This window comes from Streptomyces sp. SS1-1 (assembly GCF_008973465.1).
Lineage (GTDB): Bacteria > Actinomycetota > Actinomycetes > Streptomycetales > Streptomycetaceae > Streptomyces.
Map to the genome: position 1 here is coordinate 1,974,567 of NZ_WBXN01000004.1, position 19,517 is coordinate 1,994,083.

The following is a 19,517-nucleotide window of genomic DNA, read 5'->3' on the forward strand; positions in this document are numbered from 1 at the left end:
GGCACCGCATGCCTACTTTCCCCGGATCGCGATGTTTTACCCCGGAACCCTTTGATCGATCATCGATCAGGGAGTTATTGTCACCGCTGGACCTCCACCGAGGTCTCCGCCCTGTCCTGCCAAAGACAAAGGGCAACCCCGAACCCTTGCCGATGAGGGAACCCCCTTCGACTGAGGAAGGCGGCGACATGACCGACCCCAACGCCATCCGGCCGAGCGCGCTCGACCAGCTCCCGGACCGTGACCCGGAGGAGACCGCCGAATGGCAGGCCTCGCTGGACGCGGTCGCCGAGGCGGCCGGCCCGCACCGTGCGGCGTACCTGATGCGCCGGACGCTGGAGCGGGCCGAGGGCACCGGCATCGCGCTGCCGAAGCTCCTCGAGACCGACTACGTCAACACCATCCCGACCGCCGGTGAGCCCGCCGTGCCCGGTGACGAGGAGATGGAGCGCCGGATCACCGCGTGGAACCGCTGGAACGCGGCCGCGATGGTGACCCGGGGCGCCAAGCACGGCGTGGGCGGCCACATCGCCACCTTCGCCTCCGCCGCCTGGCTCTACGAGACCGGCTTCAACCACTTCTTCAAGGGCAAGGAGGGCGACGGCAGCGGCGATCAGCTCTACATCCAGGGCCACGCCTCGCCGGGCATCTACGCCCGCGCCTTCCTCGACGGCCGCCTCACCGAGCAGCACCTGGACAACTTCCGCCAGGAGGCGGGCGGCAACGGCCTGCCGTCGTACCCGCACCCGCGCCGGCTGCCCTGGCTGTGGGAGTTCCCGACCGTCTCCATGGGCCTCGGCCCGCTGTCGGCGATCTACCAGGCGCGCTTCAACCGCTATCTGACCGCGCGCGGCATCAAGGACGTCTCCTCCTCGCACGTGTGGGCGTTCCTCGGTGACGGCGAGATGGACGAGCCGGAGTCCACGGCCGCCCTCGCACTCGCCTCCCGCGAGGGCCTGGACAACCTGACCTTCGTCATCAACTGCAACCTGCAGCGCCTCGACGGCCCGGTCCGCGCCAACTTCAAGATCGTGCAGGAGCTGGAGGCCCAGTTCCGCGGCGCCGGCTGGAACGTGATCAAGACGCTGTGGGGCACGGCCTGGGACGAGCTGTTCCAGCTCGACACCACGGGCGCGCTCGTCCGCCGGCTGCGCGAGGTACCGGACGCGCAGGTGCAGACGTACCAGACGCGCGACGCCGCCTACATCCGCGAGGACTTCTTCGGCAAGGACCCGGCGCTCGCCGAGATGGCGAAGCTGCTGAGCGACGACAAGATCCTCGAGTGCTTCCACCTGTCCCGCGGTGGCCACGAGGCGCGCAAGGTGTACGCCGCCTACAAGGCCGCCGTCGAGTTCAAGGGCGCGCCGACCGTCATCCTGGCCCAGACGGTCAAGGGCCACACCCTGGGCGAGGGCTTCGCCTCCAAGAACGCCAACCACCAGATGAAGAAGCTCTCGGTGGACGAGTTCAAGGCGATGCGTGACCGCCTCGAACTGCCCATCAAGGACAGCGACTTCGTCGACGGCGTGGTGCCCTACGGCCACCCGGGCGCGGACGCCCCCGAGGTCCGCTACCTGCAGGAGCGCCGCGCGGCCCTCGGCGGCCCCGCCCCGGCCCGCCGCCTGCACCCGGTGGGCCCGCTGCCGGCCCCCGCCGACAAGGCGTTCGCCGCCTTCGACAAGGGCTCCGGCTCGCAGAACGTGGCCACCACCATGGCGTTCGTCCGCCTGGTCAAGGACCTGGTCCGCGACAAGGAGACCGGCCGGCGCTGGGTGCCGATCGTCCCCGACGAGGCGCGCACCTTCGGCATGGAGAGCCTCTTCCCGTCCCTCGGCATCTACTCGCCGAAGGGCCAGACGTACGAGCCGGTCGACCGCGACCAGCTGATGTACTACAAGGAGGCGAAGAACGGGCAGATCCTCAACGAGGGGATCACCGAGGCCGGTTCGATGGCCGACTTCATCGCCGCCTCGACGTCGTACGCGACGCACGGCGAGGCGATGATCCCGTTCTACATCTTCTACTCGATGTTCGGCTGGCAGCGCACGGCCGACCAGATGTGGCAGCTCGGCGACCAGCTCGGCCGCGGCTTCCTCGTCGGCGCGACGGCCGGCCGCACCACGCTGACCGGTGAGGGCCTGCAGCACGCCGACGGCCACTCCCCCGTCATCGCGGCGACCAACCCGGCGGCGCTGACGTACGACCCGGCGTTCGCCTACGAGGTCGCGGCCATCGTCAAGGACGGTCTGCGCCGGATGTACGGCGAGGCGGCCCCCGGCGAGGACCAGGACGTCTTCTACTACCTGACCGTCTACAACGAGCCGCTGCCGCAGCCCGCGAAGCCCGCCGTGGACGGCATCGACCAGGGCATCGTCAAGGGCCTGTACCGCTTCAACACGGCGGAGACGGCCGGGCTGTCCCCGGCGGCCAACGCCCCGCGCATCCAGCTGCTGGGCTCCGGCACGGCGATCCACTGGGCGCTGAAGGCGCAGAAGCTGCTCGCCGAGGAGTGGGGCGTGGCCGCCGACGTGTGGTCCGCGACCTCCTGGACCGAGCTGCGCCGCGACGCGCTGGAGGCCGACGCGGCCCTCCTGCGCGGCGAGGAGCGGACCCCGTACGTCCGCCAGGCGCTCCAGGGCGCCGAGGGCCCGGTGCTCGCGGTCTCCGACTACATGCGCCAGGTCCCGGACCAGATCGCGCAGTGGGTCGAGCAGGACTGGTCCTCGCTCGGCGCCGACGGATTCGGTCTCTCCGACACCCGTGACGCGGCCCGCCGCCACTTCGGGGTGGACGCCGAGTCGATCGTCGTCGCGGCCCTGGCCCAGCTCGCCCGGCGCGGCGAGGTCAAGGCCACCGCGGTGAAGGAAGCCCGCGAGAAGTACGGCCTGTAAGCGGCCGGGACGATCGGATGGAGGGGCACGGCGTTCGCCGTGCCCCTTCGCTGTCGGTGGGCCCCGGCATGATGACCGTATGCGTGCCGCCCGCCTGATCAAGATGGTGTTGTTGCTCCAGTCCCGGCCCTCGATGACCGCCGCCGAGCTGGCGCGGGAGCTGGAGGTGTCCGAGCGGACGGTCACCCGGGACGCGCAGGCGCTGTCGGAGGCCGGTGTCCCGGTCTACGCCGAGCGGGGCCGGGCCGGCGGGTACCGGCTGGTCGGCGGGTACCGGACCCGGCTGACGGGGCTCGCGCGCGGCGAGGCCGAGGCGCTGTTCCTCAGCGGGGTGCCGGGGGCGCTGCGGGAGATGGGCCTGGAGGACGCCGCGTCGGCCGCGCGGCTGAAGGTGTCGGCCGCGTTGCTGCCGTCGCTGCGCGACGCCTCCCGTACGGCGGCCCAGCGCTTCCATCTCGACGCGCCGAACTGGTTCACGGAGCCGCGGACGCCCGGGCTGCTGCCGGCCGTCGCGGACGCCGTGTGGGACGACCGCCGGATCGTCGCCCGCTACCGGCGCGGGGAGGACGAGGTCGAGCGGGAGCTGGAGCCGTACGGGCTCGTGCTGAAGGCGGGCGTCTGGTACCTGTGCGCCCGGGTCGCCGGGGCCGGTGCGCACCGGGTGTACCGGATCGACCGGTTCACCGCCGTGGACGCCGGTGACGGGCGGTTCGAGCGGGACGAGGCGTTCGACCTGCCGGGGTTCTGGAAGGAGCGGGCCGAGCAGTTCGCGCGGTCGCTCCTGCGTGCCGAGGTCGTCCTGCGGGTGTCCCCCGAGGGGGCGCGCGCCCTTCCGCACGCCCTCGATCCGCGGGCCGCGCGGGAGGCGCTTCAGGCCGCGGGTGCCCCGGACGGGGACGGCTGGGTGACGGTGACCGTCCCGGTGGAGTCCGAGGAGGTCGCCCACGGCCAGCTCGCGGCGCTCGGCCCACGCGTGGAGGTGCTGGCCCCGCGGTCGCTGCGGGAGCGGTTCGCCGCCGACGCGATACGGCTGGCGGCCCTGTACGCCGGCCGAGCGCACGCCCTATAACAATCCGTCGCACTCCACGTGCGCCCCACCCGTCCAGGGCCGATGCTTGACCCGTGATGGACGAGACGGAGTTCTGGGAGCTGGTGGACACCACCCGTGAGGCCGCCGAGGGTGACCCCGAGGAGCAGGCCGATCTGCTGGTGGAGCGGCTGGTCCAGCTGGACCCGGACGCCGTGCTCGACTTCGCCCGCCACTTCGAGGCCCGCTACAACCGGGCGTACACCTGGGACGTGTGGGGTGCCGCCTGGGTCCTGCTCGACGGGGCCAGCGACGACGCGTTCGACTTCTTCCGCTGCTGGCTGATCGGCCAGGGCCGTGAGGTGTACGAGGGCGCGGTGCACGACCCGGACTCGCTGGCCGAGCTGCTGGACGACTTCGACGAGGAGTTCGACGGCGACGGGGAGGAGCTGGGGTACGCCGCCGACGAGGCGTACGAGCAGCTCACCGGTGCCGTCGCCCCCGACCTGGGTCTGCCGCCGGCGCCCGCGGAGCCGTCCGGCACGCCGGTGGACTTCGAGGACGAGCGGGCGCTGGCGGAGCGTTTTCCCCGGCTGTGGGAGCGGTTCAAGGGCTGAGCCGGCCCTGGAGGCGGGCCGCGGTGGCCCGGATCTCCGGGAGACGGGCGCTGAGGGCGGCGCCGGGGCAGGTCGTCGAGTAGCCGTCGTTGTGACCGGCCACGGCGGGCAGTGTGGCGGTGGTGCCGGAGGCGTAGCGGCTGAGGTCGTTGCTGGAGGTCAGCCGTACCTCCGCGCGCGGGTCCGTGCCGGACAGGCCCAGCTTCCACGCCACGACCGCGGCGATCGCGTCGGTCATCGCCTTGGGGACGGGCACCCCGGCCGTGAAGGTGCCGAGGGCGGCGACGCCGGCGGTGCGGTGGTTGAAGCCCTGCGTGTGGGCGCCGGTGACGGGCCGGTCGGTGCCGCCGGCCCGGCCCTCGTAGATCGTGCCGCAGCGGTCGACGACGAAGTTGTAGCCGAGGTCGTCCCAGTGCCGGCCGCCGGTCTGGCCGGCGTAGAGGTGCTCGATGATGCTCGGGGACTCGGCGCAGTCGTAGTCGTTCGGCGAGTCGGTGTGGTGCACGAACACGGCGACCACCTTGTCGTCGTAGCGCGGGGGCGGCTGGGTGTGCAGGCTCTCCTCGTCCAGCCAGACGTCCCGGGGCACGATGGGCGGCCGGGCCGCGTGGTACGAGGCGGGGCGCGCCGCGACGGGCCGCTTCTCCCGCTCCGCGCTCCGCTCCACCCCGCCGGCGCACAGGACGAGCGCGAGCGCGGCGGCCAGTCCCGGTACGCAGCCGAGGACGACGAGGGCTCCCCGTCCCCCGGGGAGGCCCCGCACCCGTTCCGCCGTGATCCGTCGGATGGCACGCATGGTCCTACTGTCCGACGGATCACGTCCGCCCGCGATGTGTGGTGTGACACCGGGTGGAACCATCATCCGGGTCCGGGGCGTTCCTCCAGGTGTACGCAGCGTGGCCGAATCCCCGTGACACGCCGCCGCGCGCTGATCATCGGGCGCCTCGCACGCGTACTAAGAGGTCCTGCTACGAGGTCCTGGAGAAAGGCGGCTCAGTGGACCTGCTCGACATCCTGCTGCTGCTCGTGATGGTGGCCTACGCGGCGTCCGGCTACCGGCGCGGGCTGGTGGCCGGCTGTGTGTCGCTGGCCGGCTTCGTGGGCGGCGCGGCGATCGGCGTGTGGCTGCTGCCGTGGGTGATGGACCTGGTCACGCCGGGCAGCACCCGGGCGACGGTGGCCGCGGTGCTGACGGTGCTGCTGCCCGCCGTGCTGGTGCACGAGCTGGCCGGGCGGCTGGCCCTGCGGCTGCGCCGGGAGCTGGACCGCGGGCCGCTGCGGGTGGCCGACGGCGTCGGCGGGGCCGTAGCCAACGCGGTGGCCGTGCTGATCGTGTCCTGGGTGGCGGCGAGCGTGCTGGCCGCGTCCTCCTCGCCGCTGCTGACGTCGGCGATCCGCGACTCGCGGCTGCTGGGCGGTGTGCAGGAGGTCATGCCGGACACCACTCCGGCCTGGTTCTCGCGGGCCACGTCCGCGCTGACCGAGGCGGGTTTCCCGCAGGTCTTCAACCCGTTCGAGAACGAGTCGACGGCCGAGGTCGCCCGGCCCACCGGCGACAGCGTCACCCCGGCCGCCACGGAGGCCGCCCAGCGCAGCACCGTCAAGATCGAGGGGTCCGCCGGGACGCAGGGCCGCGAGGGCAGCGGGTTCGTGTACGCGCCGCAGCGTGTGATGACCAACGCGCACGTGGTGGCCGGCATCGACCGGCCGGACGTCCGCGTGGGCGGGGTGGGGCCGTCGTACGCGGCGCGGGTGGTGCTGTTCGATCCCCGGCGCGATGTGGCCGTGCTGTACGTGCCGCAGCTGCGCGCCCCCGTCCTGCGGTTCGACGACGACGCCGCGCGCGGCGACTCGGCGGTCGTCGCGGGCTACCCGGAGGACGGCTCGCTGGACCTCCAGGCGGCGACGGTCGCGGGCCGCATACAGGCCACCGGGCAGAACATCTACAACGACGAGACGGTGACCCGCGAGATCTACTCGATCCGCTCCACCGTGCGCCCGGGGAACTCGGGCGGGCCGCTGCTGACCACCGACGGCCGGGTGTATGGGGTGGTGTTCGCCCGCTCCACCACCGACGACGAGACCGGTTACGTCCTGACGGCGGACGAGGTGGCCTCCTCCGCCCGCCGCGCGGCGACCGCGACGGTCCCGGTGGACACCGGCGACCTGATCACCTCGTGACGCCGGGAGGCCTCACAGAGCGCGTCCCATGAGCACGTCGTCGGCGTACCTCCCGTCGATGTGGAACTCCCCGGGCAGGACGCCCTCGACCACGAAGCCCTCGGACGCGTAGAGCGCGCGGGCGGGGGTGTTGTGGCCGAGGACGCGCAAGGTGACGCGGCGGGCGCCCCGGCGCCGGGAATCCTCGACGGCCGCCCGCACGAGCGCCCGCCCGACGCCCAGACCACGGGCTTCGTCCGCGACCGCCAGCCCCTGGATCTGCCGGACGTGCGCGTTGCAGGCGAGCCGGGTCGGCGGGACCACGCGTATGTAGCCGACGACGCGGCCGTCCAGCTCCGCGACGAGGACGTCCTCGGGGGCGTGGCGCTCGTCGAAGAAGGGCGGGTACGGCGGGCGCGGCCGGGGCACGACGGCGTGCAGCGGCGACCAGGTGGAGCGGTCGAGCCGGGCCAGTTCCTCGTCGTCCTCGGGCCGGGCGGTACGGAGCACGGGGTGCGGACGGGTCTCGGACATGACCGCCAGCCTATGAGAGGCACGGGGCCCTGTTCCGGGCAGGATGGTGTGCATGGATCAGTCGAGAATCGTGGTCGCCGGCTCCTCCGGCCTGATCGGTGCCGCCCTGGTGCGCTCGCTCGTCGCGGACGGCCATGAGGTGGTCCGTCTGGTGCGCCGGGAGCCCCGGACGGCGGACGAGGTCCGCTGGGACCCCGACGGCGGTGAGGTGGCGGCGGCGGTGCTCGCCGGGTGCGACGCGGTGGTCAATCTGGCCGGCGCCAACGTGGGGGCGCGGCGCTGGACCGACGCGTACAAGGAGAGTCTGCGGCGCGGGCGGGTGCGGGGCACGGCGGCGCTGGCCTCGGCGATGGCGGAGCTGGAGCCCGGGGAGCGGCCGCGGGTCTTCGTGAACGGCAGCGCGATCGGCTACTACGGCGAGACCGGCGCGCGGGCCGTGGACGAGTCGAGTCCGCCCGGGGAGGGTTTCCTGCCGGAGCTGTGCGTGGCGTGGGAGGCCGCGGCGGCGCCCGCGCGGGAGGCGGGGGTGCGGACGGTGTTCGTGCGCACCGGTCTCGTCGTGGCCCGGGAGGGCGGGGCGTGGGGGCGGCTGTTCCCGCTGTTCAGGGCGGGGCTGGGGGGTCGGCTCGGGGACGGGCGGCAGTTCTGGTCGTTCGTGTCGCTGCACGACGAGGTGGCGGCGATCCGGCATCTGCTGGACGCCGAGGACCTGTCGGGGCCGTTCAACGTGACCGCTCCCGAGCCGGTGACGAACCGGGAGATCACCGCGGCCATGGGGCGGGTGCTGCACCGGCCGGCGCTGCTGCCGGTCCCGGCGCCCGTCCTGCGGACCGTGCTCGGCGAGATGGCCGGGGACGTCCTCGGCAGTCAGCGGGTCCGGCCGGCGCGGCTGCTGGAGTCGGGCTTCACCTTCGCGTTCCCGGACATCGAGGGGGCGATCCGGGCGGCCGTGCGGTAGCGCGCCCCGGTCGCACGGCCGGACCGAGCCGGACCGGATGTCCGTATGCGACCGCCGTGCGACCGTGCTCTGTCGATGCGCGACTGTCCCTGACCGATCGCGTCCGTAACCTCGTGCCGAACTCGGGTATTTCCCGGGCCAGTTGGGGGCATGACGTCTCCACCGGCCGCGCAACCTCGAGGAGGGGCACGTGCTTGAGCCCGCGTACCAGGCGGACGTCGTCATCGTGGGAGCCGGGGTCGCCGGGCTCGCCGCGGCGCACCGGCTGACCAGCGCAGGAATATCCACCGCGGTCCTGGAGGCGGCCCCTTATCCGGGTGGCCGCATGTCGACCGAGAAGATCGACGGCTTCCGGCTGGACCGGATCGGGCAACTGCTGTCGACGTCGTATCCCGAGCTCCGCCGGACACCGGCCCTGGACGCGCTCGCGCTGCGGTCCTTCGCCCCGGGGGTGCTGCTGCACAGCGACGGGCGCCGGCACCGCGCCGGGGCGCTCACCGGCCCGGCGGGCGCCCGGCGCGCCAGGGGCGCACTCCATGCCGTACGCGCCCTGGCAAGCGCCCCCAGGGGTTCCGCGGTCCCCCGGGCGCGCGCCGGCGCTCCGCTGGGCACCGCCGTCGACCAGGCGCGCCTGGGTGCCGCGCTCGCCCGGCTGGCCTCGGCGCCCGTCGAACGGCTGCTGAACCGCCCGGAGGCTCCGGCCGCGCGGGCCCTCGCGGAGCGCGGCATCCCGGCCCGCACGATCGACGGTTTCCTGCGGCCGCTGCTCGCCGCCCTGCTGTACGACCCGGAGCTGACGACGTCCAGCCGGTGCGCGGACCTCGCGCTGCACGCCTTCGCGAGCGGCCGGCTGTGCGTGCCCGAGGGCGGCGCCGAGGCGCTGCCCGACCTGCTGGCACGCTCGCTGCCGCCGGGCACCGTGCACACCGGGGTGCGGGTCACGTCGATCGCCACGACGGCCGTGACGACCGCCGAGCACGGCGAGATCCGGTGCCGGGCGGTGCTGGTGGCCACCGACGCGCGGACCGCGGGCGAGCTGCTGCCGGGGCTGCGCGTGCCCGGCTTCCACCCGGTGACGGTCCTCCACCACACGATGGCCGAGGCACCGGAGACCGGCGCCTCGCTGCTGCTGGACGCCGACCGGAGCGGCCCGGTGGCGCACACGGCGCTGATCAGCCGCGTCGACCCGAGCCGCGCCCCGGCCGGCCGGGCCCTCGTCACCTCGACGGTCCTGGGCACCCCGCCCCCGGACGTCGACACGGCCGTACGGATGCACCTGGCCCGGCTGTACGGCACCTCGACGGCCCGCTGGGAGACGCTGGCCGTGCACCACACACCCGAGGCCGTCCCCGCGATGACCGCCCCGCACGACCTGCGCCGCCCGGTCCGGTTGCTGGCGGGCCTGTACGTGTGCGGCGACCACCGCGACACCAGCACCCTCCAGGGCGCCCTCCACTCGGCCCGCCGGGCCACCACGGCGATCCTGACGGACCTGGGCGCGGCGGGCTCCCTGAACCGGGCGGAACCCTTACGAACGGCGGCCTGACCGGGACGCCGGCCGGACGGGACGCCCCCGAACGTCCCGTCCGACCGGAGGCGCCCCGGAGCCCTCCACCGCCGGACGAAGCCCCGGGCCCGCTCACCCAGCCCGCCGGGAGGGCCGCCGGACCGGCGGAACCCTCACGGGCGCCCGTTCCCGCCGGACAGGACGGCCACCGGGCCGGGGGCGGCCCTACGGGCCAGACGAAACCCCGCAGACACCCCCACCCGCCGGACCCACGTGACCGGCACCCGGCCCCACCCGAAGGGGCGGCCGGTCACCGGGGGGACTCCCCGGCCGACAAGCCTCGGCCGTGCGCGCCCAGCCATGCGGACCCGCACGGACGACCACCGGACCGCAGAACCCTCACGGGCGTCCGTTCCCGCCGGACAGGACGGCCACCGGGCCGTCCCGCTGGGGGGCGCGAACCGGCCGGGCCCGCAAAGCCTTGAGCACGCCCCCCACCCAGCCCTCCAGGCCCCCGGCGGCCCTGCGAGCCAGGCGAAAGGACTCCGCCCGACGAAGCCCCGGGCCCGCACACCCAAACCGCCGGGCCCCCAGGGCCGATCATCGACCCGTCGAGGGCCGACCGTCACCTCACCCGAAGGTCGCCCCCGGCCGACGAAGACTCGGGCGCACCCGGCCCAGCCCCGCCGACCCGCACGATCGGCGCCGGAGCGGACCCGCCCCCGTACCCGGGTCCCCGGAGCCGGGTACTGCGCGTAGGCGGCAGCTCAGGCACACCCCCCCCCGGTCACAGCAGCGCAGCGACCCGGTCGCGGTAGCCGCGGACCGGAGCCGCGTCTCGGTACGGCTCCAGTCTGCGTTCGAAGTCGCGGACGTATTCGATCGCCCGGACGGATCGCATCTCCGCGGCCTGGCCGGCCGCCTCGGCGGCCAGGGCGCAGGCCTGGTCGAGTTCGCCGAGGCCGAGGCGGGCGCTGGCCAGGACGAGCCGGCAGAACAGGCGGCTGCGGGCGAAGGCGGGGGCCCGCAGTTGCAGGGAGCGCTCGGCGTGCTGGGCGGCCGCCCGGAACTGCTGGAGGTCCCGGTGGCAGTGGCCGAACTCGTCGGCGAGCTGCGCGTCGTCGAAGAACCGCGCCCAGTGCGGGACGTCGTCGCCGGGGCGGGCGGCCTCCAGGGCGCGCTCGGCGCGGACGAGGGATGCCGTGCAGGCGCGCACCTCGCCGAGCACGCCGTGCCCGCGCGCCTCGCACGCGTGCAGCAGGGCCAGCACGGCCGGCGGGGCGCCGGTGCCCACACCCTGCTGGGCGACGCGCGCGAGCTGGACGGCCTCCCGGCCGTGCCCGAGGTAGACGGCCTGCCGGCTCATGGTCGCCAGGACGTACGACCCGAACGGCCGGTCCCCGGCGGCCTGGGCCAGCCGCAGCGCCTGCACGAAGTAGCGCTGGGCGAGGCCGTGCGCGGCGATGTCGAACGACGTCCAGCCCGCGAGCCGGGTGAGGTCCGCGGCGGCGGCGAACAGCCGGCGGCCGGTCTGCTCGCCGTAGGTGCCGCGCAGCATCGGCTCGCACTCGTGCTCCAGGTAGCGCACGAGGGCCTGGCGGGCGTGGCCGCCGCCGTACATGTCGTCCAGGGAGCGGAACAGGTCGCCGACCGAGCGCAGCGCGGCGATGTCCCCGCCGGTGACCTTCTGGCCGGGCCCGCGCTCGGCCTGGCCGCGCTGGCGGGGCACCACCGGCCGGCCGGGGACCTGCACGCGGGTGACCGGCTCGCCGCGCGCGACCTTCTCGTCGGCGCGGCCGATCAGCCAGTCCCGGCTGGGCACGACGAGCCCGGCCGGGGTGAACGCGATCTTGCGCAGCTCGGCGTGGCTGCCGGAGTCCTTGCGCCACAGGCCGCTGACGATGTCGACGGCCTCCTCGGGGGTCGCGGCGAACTCCAGCCCGGCGTACACGGGCGCGCAGGCGTCCAGGCCGAGGTCCTGGGCGGTGAGCCGGCGTCCGAGGCGCCGGGTGAAGACCTCGGCGATCAGCGCCGGGGTCGTGCCGCGCGGCTGCTGTCCGCGCAGCCAGCGGGTGACCGATGTCTTGTCGTATCTCAGGTCAAGCCCGTGTTCGAGTCCGAGCTGGTCCACCCGGCGGGCGAGACCCGCGTTGGAGAATCCCGCTTCTGCGATGAGCGCGGCGAGCTGTCGATTGGGAGTGCGCTGCGCGGGTCGTTCCGTCATCTGCGGTGCGGTCTCCTGCCTTTCGGGCGTCGCGTTGCCGTACGGCCGCCGAACGCCCGGATTTGCCGGTGAGCAGCCCTTTTGGCCTCTCGAACGGCGCGAATGTAGCGGAGAGTAAGCACCTGATCGCACATTACCCCGCCCATTCATCCGATCGTGTGAGGATTGCGCCTACGGGCTGACGTGGGCCGCGGGAGCCCACTCGAACGGACCGGTCGTACAGTGGCGTAGGCACGCTTCGTGCCTTACGACTTTCCGGTGCTTCTAGGGAGGCGCTTGCCGTGAGTGAGTTGCGGTTCGTCCGCATGGGGTTCGGGGCGGATGCCGTCGAGTACCAGGTGGCGTGGGACGAGCAGCGCCGCGTGCACGCGGCCCGGTTCGCGGACGAGATCGACGACACCGTCCTGCTGCTCGAACACCCCCCGGTGTACACCGCGGGCCGGCGCACCGCCGACAACGAGCGCCCCCTGGACGGCACCCCGGTCATCGACGTGGACCGCGGCGGCAAGATCACCTGGCACGGTCCCGGCCAGCTGGTCGGCTACCCCATCCAGAAGCTCCCCCGCCCGGTGGACGTCGTGGCGCACGTACGGCGGCTGGAGGAGGCCCTGATCCGCACGTGCGCGGAGTTCGGCCTGGAGACGACCCGGGTCGAGGGCCGCAGCGGCGTCTGGGTCCTCGGCGACCCCGTGGAGCGGCGTCCGGCGCTCGGCGGCCTCTCCCTGGACTTCGACCCCCGCCTGACCGACGACGAGTTCGACCCGCGGCTGAACGGCCCCGAGTACGCGCCCTCCAACGCCGGGCAGCGGCGCGAGGACCGCAAGATCGCGGCCATCGGGATCCGGGTGGCGAAGGGCGTGACCATGCACGGCTTCGCCCTCAACGTGAACCCGGACAACAAGTGGTTCGACAAGATCATCCCGTGCGGCATCCGCGACGCCGGGGTCGCCTCCCTGGCGGCGGAGCTCGGCCGGGACGTCACCATCGAGGAGGTGCTGCCGGTCGTCGAGCGGCATCTGCGGGACGTCCTGGAGAACGCGGACCTCAAGCCGCGGGAGATCGAGAGAGCGGCCGTCTGAGACGGGGAATGAGCCCTGCGGTCACGGGGTTGGCCTGACGGCAGGGCTCAGTAAGCACGGGCGTACCCTGGTGTACGCCGAAGAATCGAAGCACAGGGAGCCGACGTGTCCGCAGTCTCACCGGACGGACGCAAGATGCTGCGCCTGGAGGTCCGCAACAGCCAGACCCCCATCGAGCGCAAGCCCGAGTGGATCAAGACTCGGGCGAAAATGGGCCCCGAGTACACCAAGATGCAGAGCCTCGTGAAGAGCGAGGGCCTGCACACGGTCTGCCAGGAAGCCGGCTGCCCCAACATCTACGAGTGCTGGGAGGACCGCGAGGCCACCTTCCTCATCGGCGGCGACCAGTGCACCCGGCGCTGCGACTTCTGCCAGATCGACACCGGCAAGCCCGAGGCGCTGGACCGCGACGAGCCGCGCCGCGTCGGCGAGTCCGTGGTCACCATGGACCTGAACTACGCCACCATCACCGGTGTCGCCCGTGACGACCTCCCCGACGGCGGCGCCTGGCTGTACGCCGAGACGGTCCGCCAGATCCACGAGCAGACCGCCGCCCGCGAGGCCGGCCGCACCAAGGTCGAGCTGCTCGCCCCCGACTTCAACGCGGTCCCGGAGCTGCTGCGGGAGGTCTTCGAGTCCCGCCCCGAGGTCTTCGCGCACAACGTCGAGACGGTCCCCCGGATCTTCAAGCGCATCCGCCCCGGCTTCCGCTACGAGCGCTCCCTGAAGGTCATCACCGACGCCCGTGACTTCGGCCTGGTGACCAAGTCCAACCTGATCCTCGGCATGGGCGAGACGCGCGAGGAGGTCAGCGAGGCGCTGCGGCAGCTGCACGACGCCGGCTGCGAGCTGATCACCATCACGCAGTACCTGCGCCCGAGCGTGCGCCACCACCCCGTGGAGCGCTGGGTCAAGCCGCAGGAGTTCGTGGAGCTGAAGGAGGAGGCCGAGCAGATCGGCTTCTCCGGTGTGATGTCCGGCCCGCTGGTGCGCTCCTCGTACCGCGCCGGCCGGCTGTACCAGATGGCGGTCGAGAAGCGCGGCGCATTCGTCGCCTCCCAGGCCGTCTGACCCACCGCCTCACGGCACGCAGTGTCACTGTGCGCATGTGAATCCGCGCACAGGCCGGCATCCCCCCGATTCGGCCGTACGACGCGGTCCGGTACGTCGTCGCAGTTGGCGACCAGGTCCGGGCCGCGTCGGGCCGTTCCGGCACCACATCCGCCCTTCATCGGTGTTTGACCGGTCGGTCACGCCCTGGTAACACCAATCAGTGACCCTGGTTGCACACGCTGTGCACCGCTCACCGGAGCAGTCATATCCGAGGGGGGACCTCTGCCATGCAGGCCGCGCCCGTTCGCGCCACCGCCATCCCGTCGTTCACCGATGCACTGCGTGCCGTCGAGTCGCTGCTGATGGGCAGCGGCCAGCGCACGGCCCGCCGCAACGCCTGGACCTCCGTCCTGGAGGACCGCCGCCGCGCGAAGGACCGCGTCGAGGCGGAGCGTGTCCTGGAGCGGACGGCCGCTCCCCGCCTCTGAGCCAGCTCCCCGCCTCCGGGGCCCGCTCCCCCTCGCCTCTCTGAGGCCACTCGCCGTCGAAGGCGCTCCCCGGGCCACGTAGACTTCGTGCCATGGCGAGGAAGGACACGGCAGCGGACGCTGCGAACCCCGGGCGACTCAAGCAGATCGCTCTGACCTACAAGATGACCCGCAGGGCCGACAAGAAGATCGGTCTTGTGCTCGCGGCTGTCGGAATCGTCACCTTCGGTGTCTTCCTCGCGATCGGCTTCTTGATCGGGCACCCCATCTATCTCGGCATCCTGGGCCTGCTGCTCGCCTTCCTCGCGACGGCGATCGTGTTCGGGCGCCGGGCCGAGCGGGCGGCCTTCGGGCAGATGGAGGGCCAGCCGGGCGCGGCGGCCGCCGTACTGGACAACATCGGCCGGGGCTGGACGACGACCCCCGCCGTGGCGATGAACCGCAGCCAGGACGTGGTGCACCGGGCCGTCGGCAAGGCCGGCATCGTCCTGGTCGCCGAGGGCAACCCGAACCGGGTGAAGAGCCTGCTGGCCGCCGAGAAGAAGAAGATGAACCGCATCGTGGCGGACGTGCCGGTGCACGACCTGATCGTGGGCACGGGCGAGGGCCAGGTCGAGCTGAAGAAGCTGCGGACCACCATGCTCAAGCTGCCGCGCGTGCTCACCGGCCCCCAGGTGACGGCCACCAACGACCGGCTCAAGGCCATGGGCGACCTGATGAGCAACATGCCGCTGCCGAAGGGCCCCATGCCCAAGGGCATGAAGCTGCCGAAGGGCAACTTCCGGCGCTGAGCGCGCCACACCCCGACGAGAGAGGGGGCGCCCGGATCACTCCGGGCGCCCCCTTCGTCGTACGGCTTCGCGGTCTTCGCCGTAGGGCGCCGCGGTACGACGCGGGTGTCAGGCGCGGAGCTCGACGGTGCCGGCGAGGCGGTCGTGCAGGCCGCGGCCGTCGCGGTCCCAGATCAGGGCCGGGAGGGCGACGCAGAGCAGGGCCGTGCGCAGCAGGGCGCGCAGCGGGTTGACGGTGCCGGTGTCGACGGCGACCACGCGCAGCCCGAAGAGGCGCTTGCCGGGGGTGAAGCCCAGGGTGCCGACGGTCAGGACGCCCATCACGAAGAAGATGAGCAGCGCCCAGTTGCTGGTCGCCTGGCCGTAGCCGTCGGTGAGAAGGCCGTATGCGATCAGGACGCAGAGCCCCCAGTCCACGACGAGGGCGCCGAGCCGCCGTCCGGGGCGGGCGATGGAGCCCGGGCCGTCCTGCGGAAGGCCCAGCTGCTCCCCCCGGTATCCGAAGTCGACACCGGCTTCCTCGGCGGCCGCGCGGGGGCCGGAGAGCCAGGATCCGATTGCTTGCCTCTTGTCCACGCCACCACGGTACTGGCCCCGTTCTGGCATGTGGACACGAGGGGTGAGAGGGGGGACGTCCGGTTAACGTGTGCGAAACAAATGGGTCACGCCCGAGAAATCACCCATCCCTAGGGTCGAGTGCAGCGTGTGCCACCCGCACTGGCCGCACGAACGATCTACCACCCCGGCGGGACGGTCGGGAGTAGGAGGAGCTGGATGTTCCAGAACGCCGACGAGGCCAAGAAGTTCATCGCGGACGAGGACGTCAAGTTCATCGACGTCCGCTTCTGCGACCTGCCGGGCGTCATGCAGCACTTCTCGCTGCCCGTCGAGGCGTTCGACCCCGACGAGGAGCTGGCGTTCGACGGTTCGTCGATCCGCGGCTTCCAGGCCATCCACGAGTCCGACATGGCGCTGCGCGCCGACCTGTCGACCGCGCGGGTGGACCCCTTCCGCCGTGACAAGACCCTCAACATCAACTTCTTCATCCACGACCCGATCACGGGCGAGCAGTACTCCCGTGACCCGCGCAACGTGGCGAAGAAGGCCGAGGCCTACCTGGCGTCGACGGGCATCGCCGACACCGCGTTCTTCGGCCCCGAGGCGGAGTTCTACGTCTTCGACAGCGTGCGTTTCCGCACCTCGGAGAACGAGTCCTTCTACCACATCGACTCCGAGGCCGGCGCCTGGAACACCGGTGCACTGGAGGACAACCGCGGCTACAAGGTCCGCTACAAGGGCGGCTACTTCCCGGTCCCGCCGGTCGACCACTTCGCCGACCTGCGCGCCGAGATCTCCCTGGAGCTGGCCAAGGCCGGCCTGCAGGTCGAGCGCCAGCACCACGAGGTGGGCACCGCCGGCCAGGCCGAGATCAACTACAAGTTCAACACGCTGCTCGCCGCGGCCGACGACCTCCAGCTCTTCAAGTACATCGTGAAGAACGTGGCCTGGCGCAACGGCAAGACCGCGACCTTCATGCCGAAGCCGATCTTCGGTGACAACGGCTCGGGCATGCACGTGCACCAGTCGCTGTGGCAGGGCGGCTCGCCGCTCTTCTACGACGAGGCCGGCTACGCGGGCCTGTCGGACCTGGCCCGCTACTACATCGGCGGCATCCTCAAGCACGCGCCGTCGCTGCTGGCCTTCACCAACCCGACGGTGAACTCGTACCACCGCCTGGTCCCGGGCTTCGAGGCGCCGATCAACCTGGTGTACTCGCAGCGCAACCGCTCCGCCGCGATGCGCATCCCGATCACGGGCTCCAACCCGAAGGCCAAGCGCGTCGAGTTCCGCGCGCCCGACTCCTCCGGCAACCCGTACCTGGCCTTCTCGGCCCTGCTGCTCGCGGGCCTCGACGGCATCAAGAACAAGATCGAGCCGGCCGAGCCGATCGACAAGGACCTCTACGAGCTGGCTCCCGAGGAGCACGCCAACGTGGCCCAGGTCCCGACGTCCCTCCCGGCCGTCCTCGACTCCCTCGAGCGCGACCACGAGTTCCTGCTCCAGGGTGACGTCTTCACCCCGGACCTGATCGAGACGTGGATCGACTTCAAGCGCACGAACGAGATCGCCCCGCTCCAGCTCCGCCCGCACCCGCACGAGTTCGAGCTGTACTTCGACGTGTGATCGAGCCCGCGCTTCGCGTCTGAACACCCGCGCCCCCACTGTCCCGATGGACGGTGGGGGCGCGGGCGTCTGTTCTATTCTGGAGGAACGGGATCGCACGGGGGTGGAGGCCATGGCTGAGTCGGGGCGCGACGAGAACGAGCGTGAGTTCGACATCCGGTGGGCCGACGCGGCCGAGCACAAGGAGCCGTCGGCGCGGGCGCGGATGCTCGCCGCGCGGTGGAAGCACGAGCCGCCCGGCCCGGTGCCGTTCCGGCCGGAACCCGATCATGTGGCCCGCCGGCAGCGCCGGTCCGGGTGGGTGTCCACGGTCGTCGTCCTCGGCGGCGTCGCCGCCGTGATCCTGCTGCTGGGGTACTTCCGGTTCACCGCGCCGTAGCGGGCGTGCGGCTTTGCCGCTCCTGGGGGCGCTCGCGACCCGTTCATGGGAAGGGACGTGCACACTGGGCAGTGGGACGAGTGCCTGAGCCCGGGATGGTGCACCATGCAGAGCCGCTTCCGCAGTGACCGGCGGTTGACCGCCCGGATGGGCGTCACGCTGTTCCTGCTCGGGTTGTTGTACGTGGGGTTCATCGCCGCGCTGATCGTGCTGCTGAAGTCCTGGGTGCTGGTCGTGGTGATCGCCGCCGGCGTGCTGGGCGCCCAGTACTGGTTCTCCGACCGGGTCGCGCTGTTCGCGATGCGCGGGCGGCCCGTGGAGCGCGAGGAGTATCCCGAGCTGCACGGCGTCGTCGACCGGCTGTGCGCCATCGCGGACCTGCCGAAGCCGGTGGTCGCGGTGTCCGACCTGGGGATGCCCAACGCCTTCGCCACCGGCCGCAACGCCGATCACGCCGTGGTCTGTGTGACCACGGGCCTGCTGCGCCGGCTGGAGCGGGACGAACTGGAGGGCGTCCTCGCGCACGAGCTGGCGCACGTCGCGCACAAGGACGTCGCGGTGATCACCATCGCCTCGTTCCTCGGGGTGATCGCCGGGCTGGTCGTACGGTTCGCCTTCTACTCGCAGCTCTTCGGGGGTGGCCGCCGCGACCAGAACACCGCGGTGGTGTTCGCCGCCGTCATGGGCGTGTCGGCGGCCGTGTACGCGCTCAGCTTCCTGCTGATCCGGGCCCTGTCCCGGTACCGCGAGCTGGCCGCCGACCGGGCCGCGGCGCTGCTCACCGGACGGCCCTCGGTGCTGGCCTCCGCGCTGACCAAGGTCTCCGGCGACCTCGCCCGCATCCCGACGGAGGACCTGCGGACCGCCCAGGCGTTCAACGCCTTCTACTTCACCCCGGCGCTGGGCCGCGACCCCGGTCTGGCGCGGATCTTCTCCACTCACCCGAGCCTGGAGCAGCGGCTCGAACAGCTGGGGCGGATCTCCGCAGAGCTGGGTGAGGCGACGGCTCCGGGAGGGGCGTGAGCATGGGGCTGCTGGACATCCTGCTGGGCCGCAGCAAGCCGGCCGCACCGGATCTCGACCAGCTGTTCGGGCTGCCGTCGGCGGCCGTGACGCTGGAGGCGGCGACCGGCTTCCGGCCGACCGGGAGCGGCGCGGTGTGCTTCGCGACGGTCGAGGGCGCGGCGTTCACACAGACGCACCGGGAGGTGCAGGCGCTGCTGGACGCGGACGCCGAGCGGGAGGGCCGCCCGGTGGAGCTGACCCGGGACGCGTACGGCTACTCGTGGCTGGTCTCCCGGCGCTCCCCCGACCGGCTGCCGGACCTGGTCAACGATCTGCACGCGGTGAACAGCGCGATGGAGGTCAACGGGTTCGGCCCGCAGCTGCTGTGCTCGCTGGCGGGCTTCGAGGCGGCGGAGGAGGACGGCACGCCGGGCCGGCGTCTCGCCCTCGTCTACCTGTACAAGCGGGGCACCTTCTACCCGTTCGCCCCGCTGCCCGGCAGGCCGGAGCGGCGGGACAACGCGCTGGAGCTGCGGGTGAAGGCCGCGCTGGAGGGCGACCTGCGGATGGAGCAGGACCTCTCCCGCTGGTTCCCGGTGTGGGGCGCCCCCGGCCTGTGA

General features: G+C 72.6%; 18 protein-coding genes. 14 read left to right on the forward strand and 4 right to left on the reverse strand.

The features are described 5' to 3' along the window. Window positions 1–188: 188 nt before the first annotated feature. From aceE to F8R89_RS10195, 3 genes are all read left to right on the forward strand, one after another. Complete coding sequence (gene aceE / locus F8R89_RS10185; protein WP_151783669.1) at window positions 189–2,891, forward strand: pyruvate dehydrogenase (acetyl-transferring), homodimeric type; 2,703 nt, start codon at window positions 189–191, stop codon at window positions 2,889–2,891. A 79-nt stretch (window positions 2,892–2,970) separates the two neighbouring features. Further along, window positions 2,971–3,960, forward strand: a complete 990-nt coding sequence (locus F8R89_RS10190; RefSeq protein ID WP_151783670.1) for a helix-turn-helix transcriptional regulator — start codon at window positions 2,971–2,973, stop codon at window positions 3,958–3,960. A gap of 56 nt (window positions 3,961–4,016) precedes the next feature. Then, window positions 4,017–4,535, forward strand: a complete 519-nt coding sequence (locus F8R89_RS10195) for a DUF4240 domain-containing protein (RefSeq protein WP_151788056.1) — start codon at window positions 4,017–4,019, stop codon at window positions 4,533–4,535. On the opposite strand, the gene F8R89_RS10200 is transcribed toward F8R89_RS10195, so the two are convergent. Continuing rightward, complete coding sequence (locus F8R89_RS10200) at window positions 4,525–5,331, reverse strand: peptidoglycan recognition protein (protein WP_225994356.1); 807 nt, start codon at window positions 5,329–5,331, stop codon at window positions 4,525–4,527. The two genes, F8R89_RS10195 and F8R89_RS10200, sit on opposite strands and share 11 nt — an antisense overlap. A gap of 200 nt (window positions 5,332–5,531) precedes the next feature. Between F8R89_RS10200 and F8R89_RS10205 the strand changes: the two genes are divergently transcribed. Next, entirely contained in the window at window positions 5,532–6,716 is a 1,185-nt protein-coding gene (locus F8R89_RS10205) for a MarP family serine protease (protein ID WP_151783672.1), read from the forward strand. Between the two features lie 12 nt (window positions 6,717–6,728). Here F8R89_RS10205 and F8R89_RS10210 read toward each other — a convergent pair whose 3' ends face one another. Further along, window positions 6,729–7,229, reverse strand: coding sequence for a GNAT family N-acetyltransferase (locus F8R89_RS10210; protein WP_151783673.1), 501 nt, complete (start codon window positions 7,227–7,229; stop codon window positions 6,729–6,731). Between the two features lie 52 nt (window positions 7,230–7,281). Here F8R89_RS10210 and F8R89_RS10215 point away from each other — a divergent pair, with 52 nt between their 5' ends. Together F8R89_RS10215 and F8R89_RS10220 are read left to right on the forward strand one after the other, a co-directional pair. Beyond that, a complete protein-coding gene (locus F8R89_RS10215; protein WP_151783674.1) occupies window positions 7,282–8,187 on the forward strand; it encodes a TIGR01777 family oxidoreductase in 906 nt (301 codons plus the stop codon). A 190-nt stretch (window positions 8,188–8,377) separates the two neighbouring features. Further along, entirely contained in the window at window positions 8,378–9,733 is a 1,356-nt protein-coding gene (locus F8R89_RS10220) for an NAD(P)/FAD-dependent oxidoreductase (RefSeq protein ID WP_151783675.1), read from the forward strand. Between the two features lie 748 nt (window positions 9,734–10,481). Here F8R89_RS10220 and F8R89_RS10225 read toward each other — a convergent pair. Next, the gene (locus F8R89_RS10225) at window positions 10,482–11,918 is read right to left on the reverse strand and encodes a regulator (protein ID WP_151783676.1); all 1,437 of its coding nucleotides are present in this window, start codon (window positions 11,916–11,918) and stop codon (window positions 10,482–10,484) included. Between the two features lie 281 nt (window positions 11,919–12,199). On the opposite strand from F8R89_RS10225, the gene lipB reads away from it, so the two are divergent. The 4 genes from lipB to F8R89_RS10245 all read left to right on the forward strand — a co-directional run bounded on the left by lipB (window position 12,200) and on the right by F8R89_RS10245 (window position 15,329). Further along, complete coding sequence (gene lipB, locus F8R89_RS10230; protein ID WP_151783677.1) at window positions 12,200–12,997, forward strand: lipoyl(octanoyl) transferase LipB; 798 nt, start codon at window positions 12,200–12,202, stop codon at window positions 12,995–12,997. Window positions 12,998–13,102: 105 nt separating this feature from the next. Next, complete coding sequence (gene lipA / locus F8R89_RS10235; protein WP_062667562.1) at window positions 13,103–14,068, forward strand: lipoyl synthase; 966 nt, start codon at window positions 13,103–13,105, stop codon at window positions 14,066–14,068. A gap of 269 nt (window positions 14,069–14,337) precedes the next feature. After that, a complete protein-coding gene (locus tag F8R89_RS10240) occupies window positions 14,338–14,538 on the forward strand; it encodes a hypothetical protein (RefSeq protein WP_151783678.1) in 201 nt (66 codons plus the stop codon). Window positions 14,539–14,630: 92 nt separating this feature from the next. Next, window positions 14,631–15,329 carry a DUF4191 domain-containing protein gene (locus F8R89_RS10245; RefSeq protein WP_151783679.1) on the forward strand — a complete coding sequence of 233 codons (699 nt, stop codon included), beginning with the start codon at window positions 14,631–14,633 and terminating at the stop codon, window positions 15,327–15,329. A 108-nt stretch (window positions 15,330–15,437) separates the two neighbouring features. On the opposite strand, the gene F8R89_RS10250 is transcribed toward F8R89_RS10245, so the two are convergent. Then, window positions 15,438–15,905: an RDD family protein gene (locus F8R89_RS10250; RefSeq protein ID WP_151783680.1), complete on the reverse strand. Its 468-nt coding sequence runs from the start codon at window positions 15,903–15,905 to the stop codon at window positions 15,438–15,440. 198 nt (window positions 15,906–16,103) lie between these two features. Here F8R89_RS10250 and glnA point away from each other — a divergent pair, with 198 nt between their 5' ends. The 4 genes from glnA (at window position 16,104) to pspAB (ending at window position 19,517) form a co-directional block, all read left to right on the forward strand. Continuing rightward, window positions 16,104–17,513, forward strand: a complete 1,410-nt coding sequence (gene glnA / locus F8R89_RS10255) for a type I glutamate--ammonia ligase (protein WP_151783681.1) — start codon at window positions 16,104–16,106, stop codon at window positions 17,511–17,513. A gap of 112 nt (window positions 17,514–17,625) precedes the next feature. Continuing rightward, a complete protein-coding gene (locus tag F8R89_RS10260) occupies window positions 17,626–17,892 on the forward strand; it encodes a hypothetical protein (RefSeq protein ID WP_151783682.1) in 267 nt (88 codons plus the stop codon). A gap of 105 nt (window positions 17,893–17,997) precedes the next feature. Further along, window positions 17,998–18,915 (forward strand): zinc metalloprotease HtpX, encoded by a 918-nt coding sequence (gene htpX / locus F8R89_RS10265; protein WP_151788057.1) that lies wholly within the window; start codon window positions 17,998–18,000, stop codon window positions 18,913–18,915. A gap of 2 nt (window positions 18,916–18,917) precedes the next feature. Then, window positions 18,918–19,517: a PspA-associated protein PspAB gene (gene pspAB, locus F8R89_RS10270; RefSeq protein WP_151783683.1), complete on the forward strand. Its 600-nt coding sequence runs from the start codon at window positions 18,918–18,920 to the stop codon at window positions 19,515–19,517.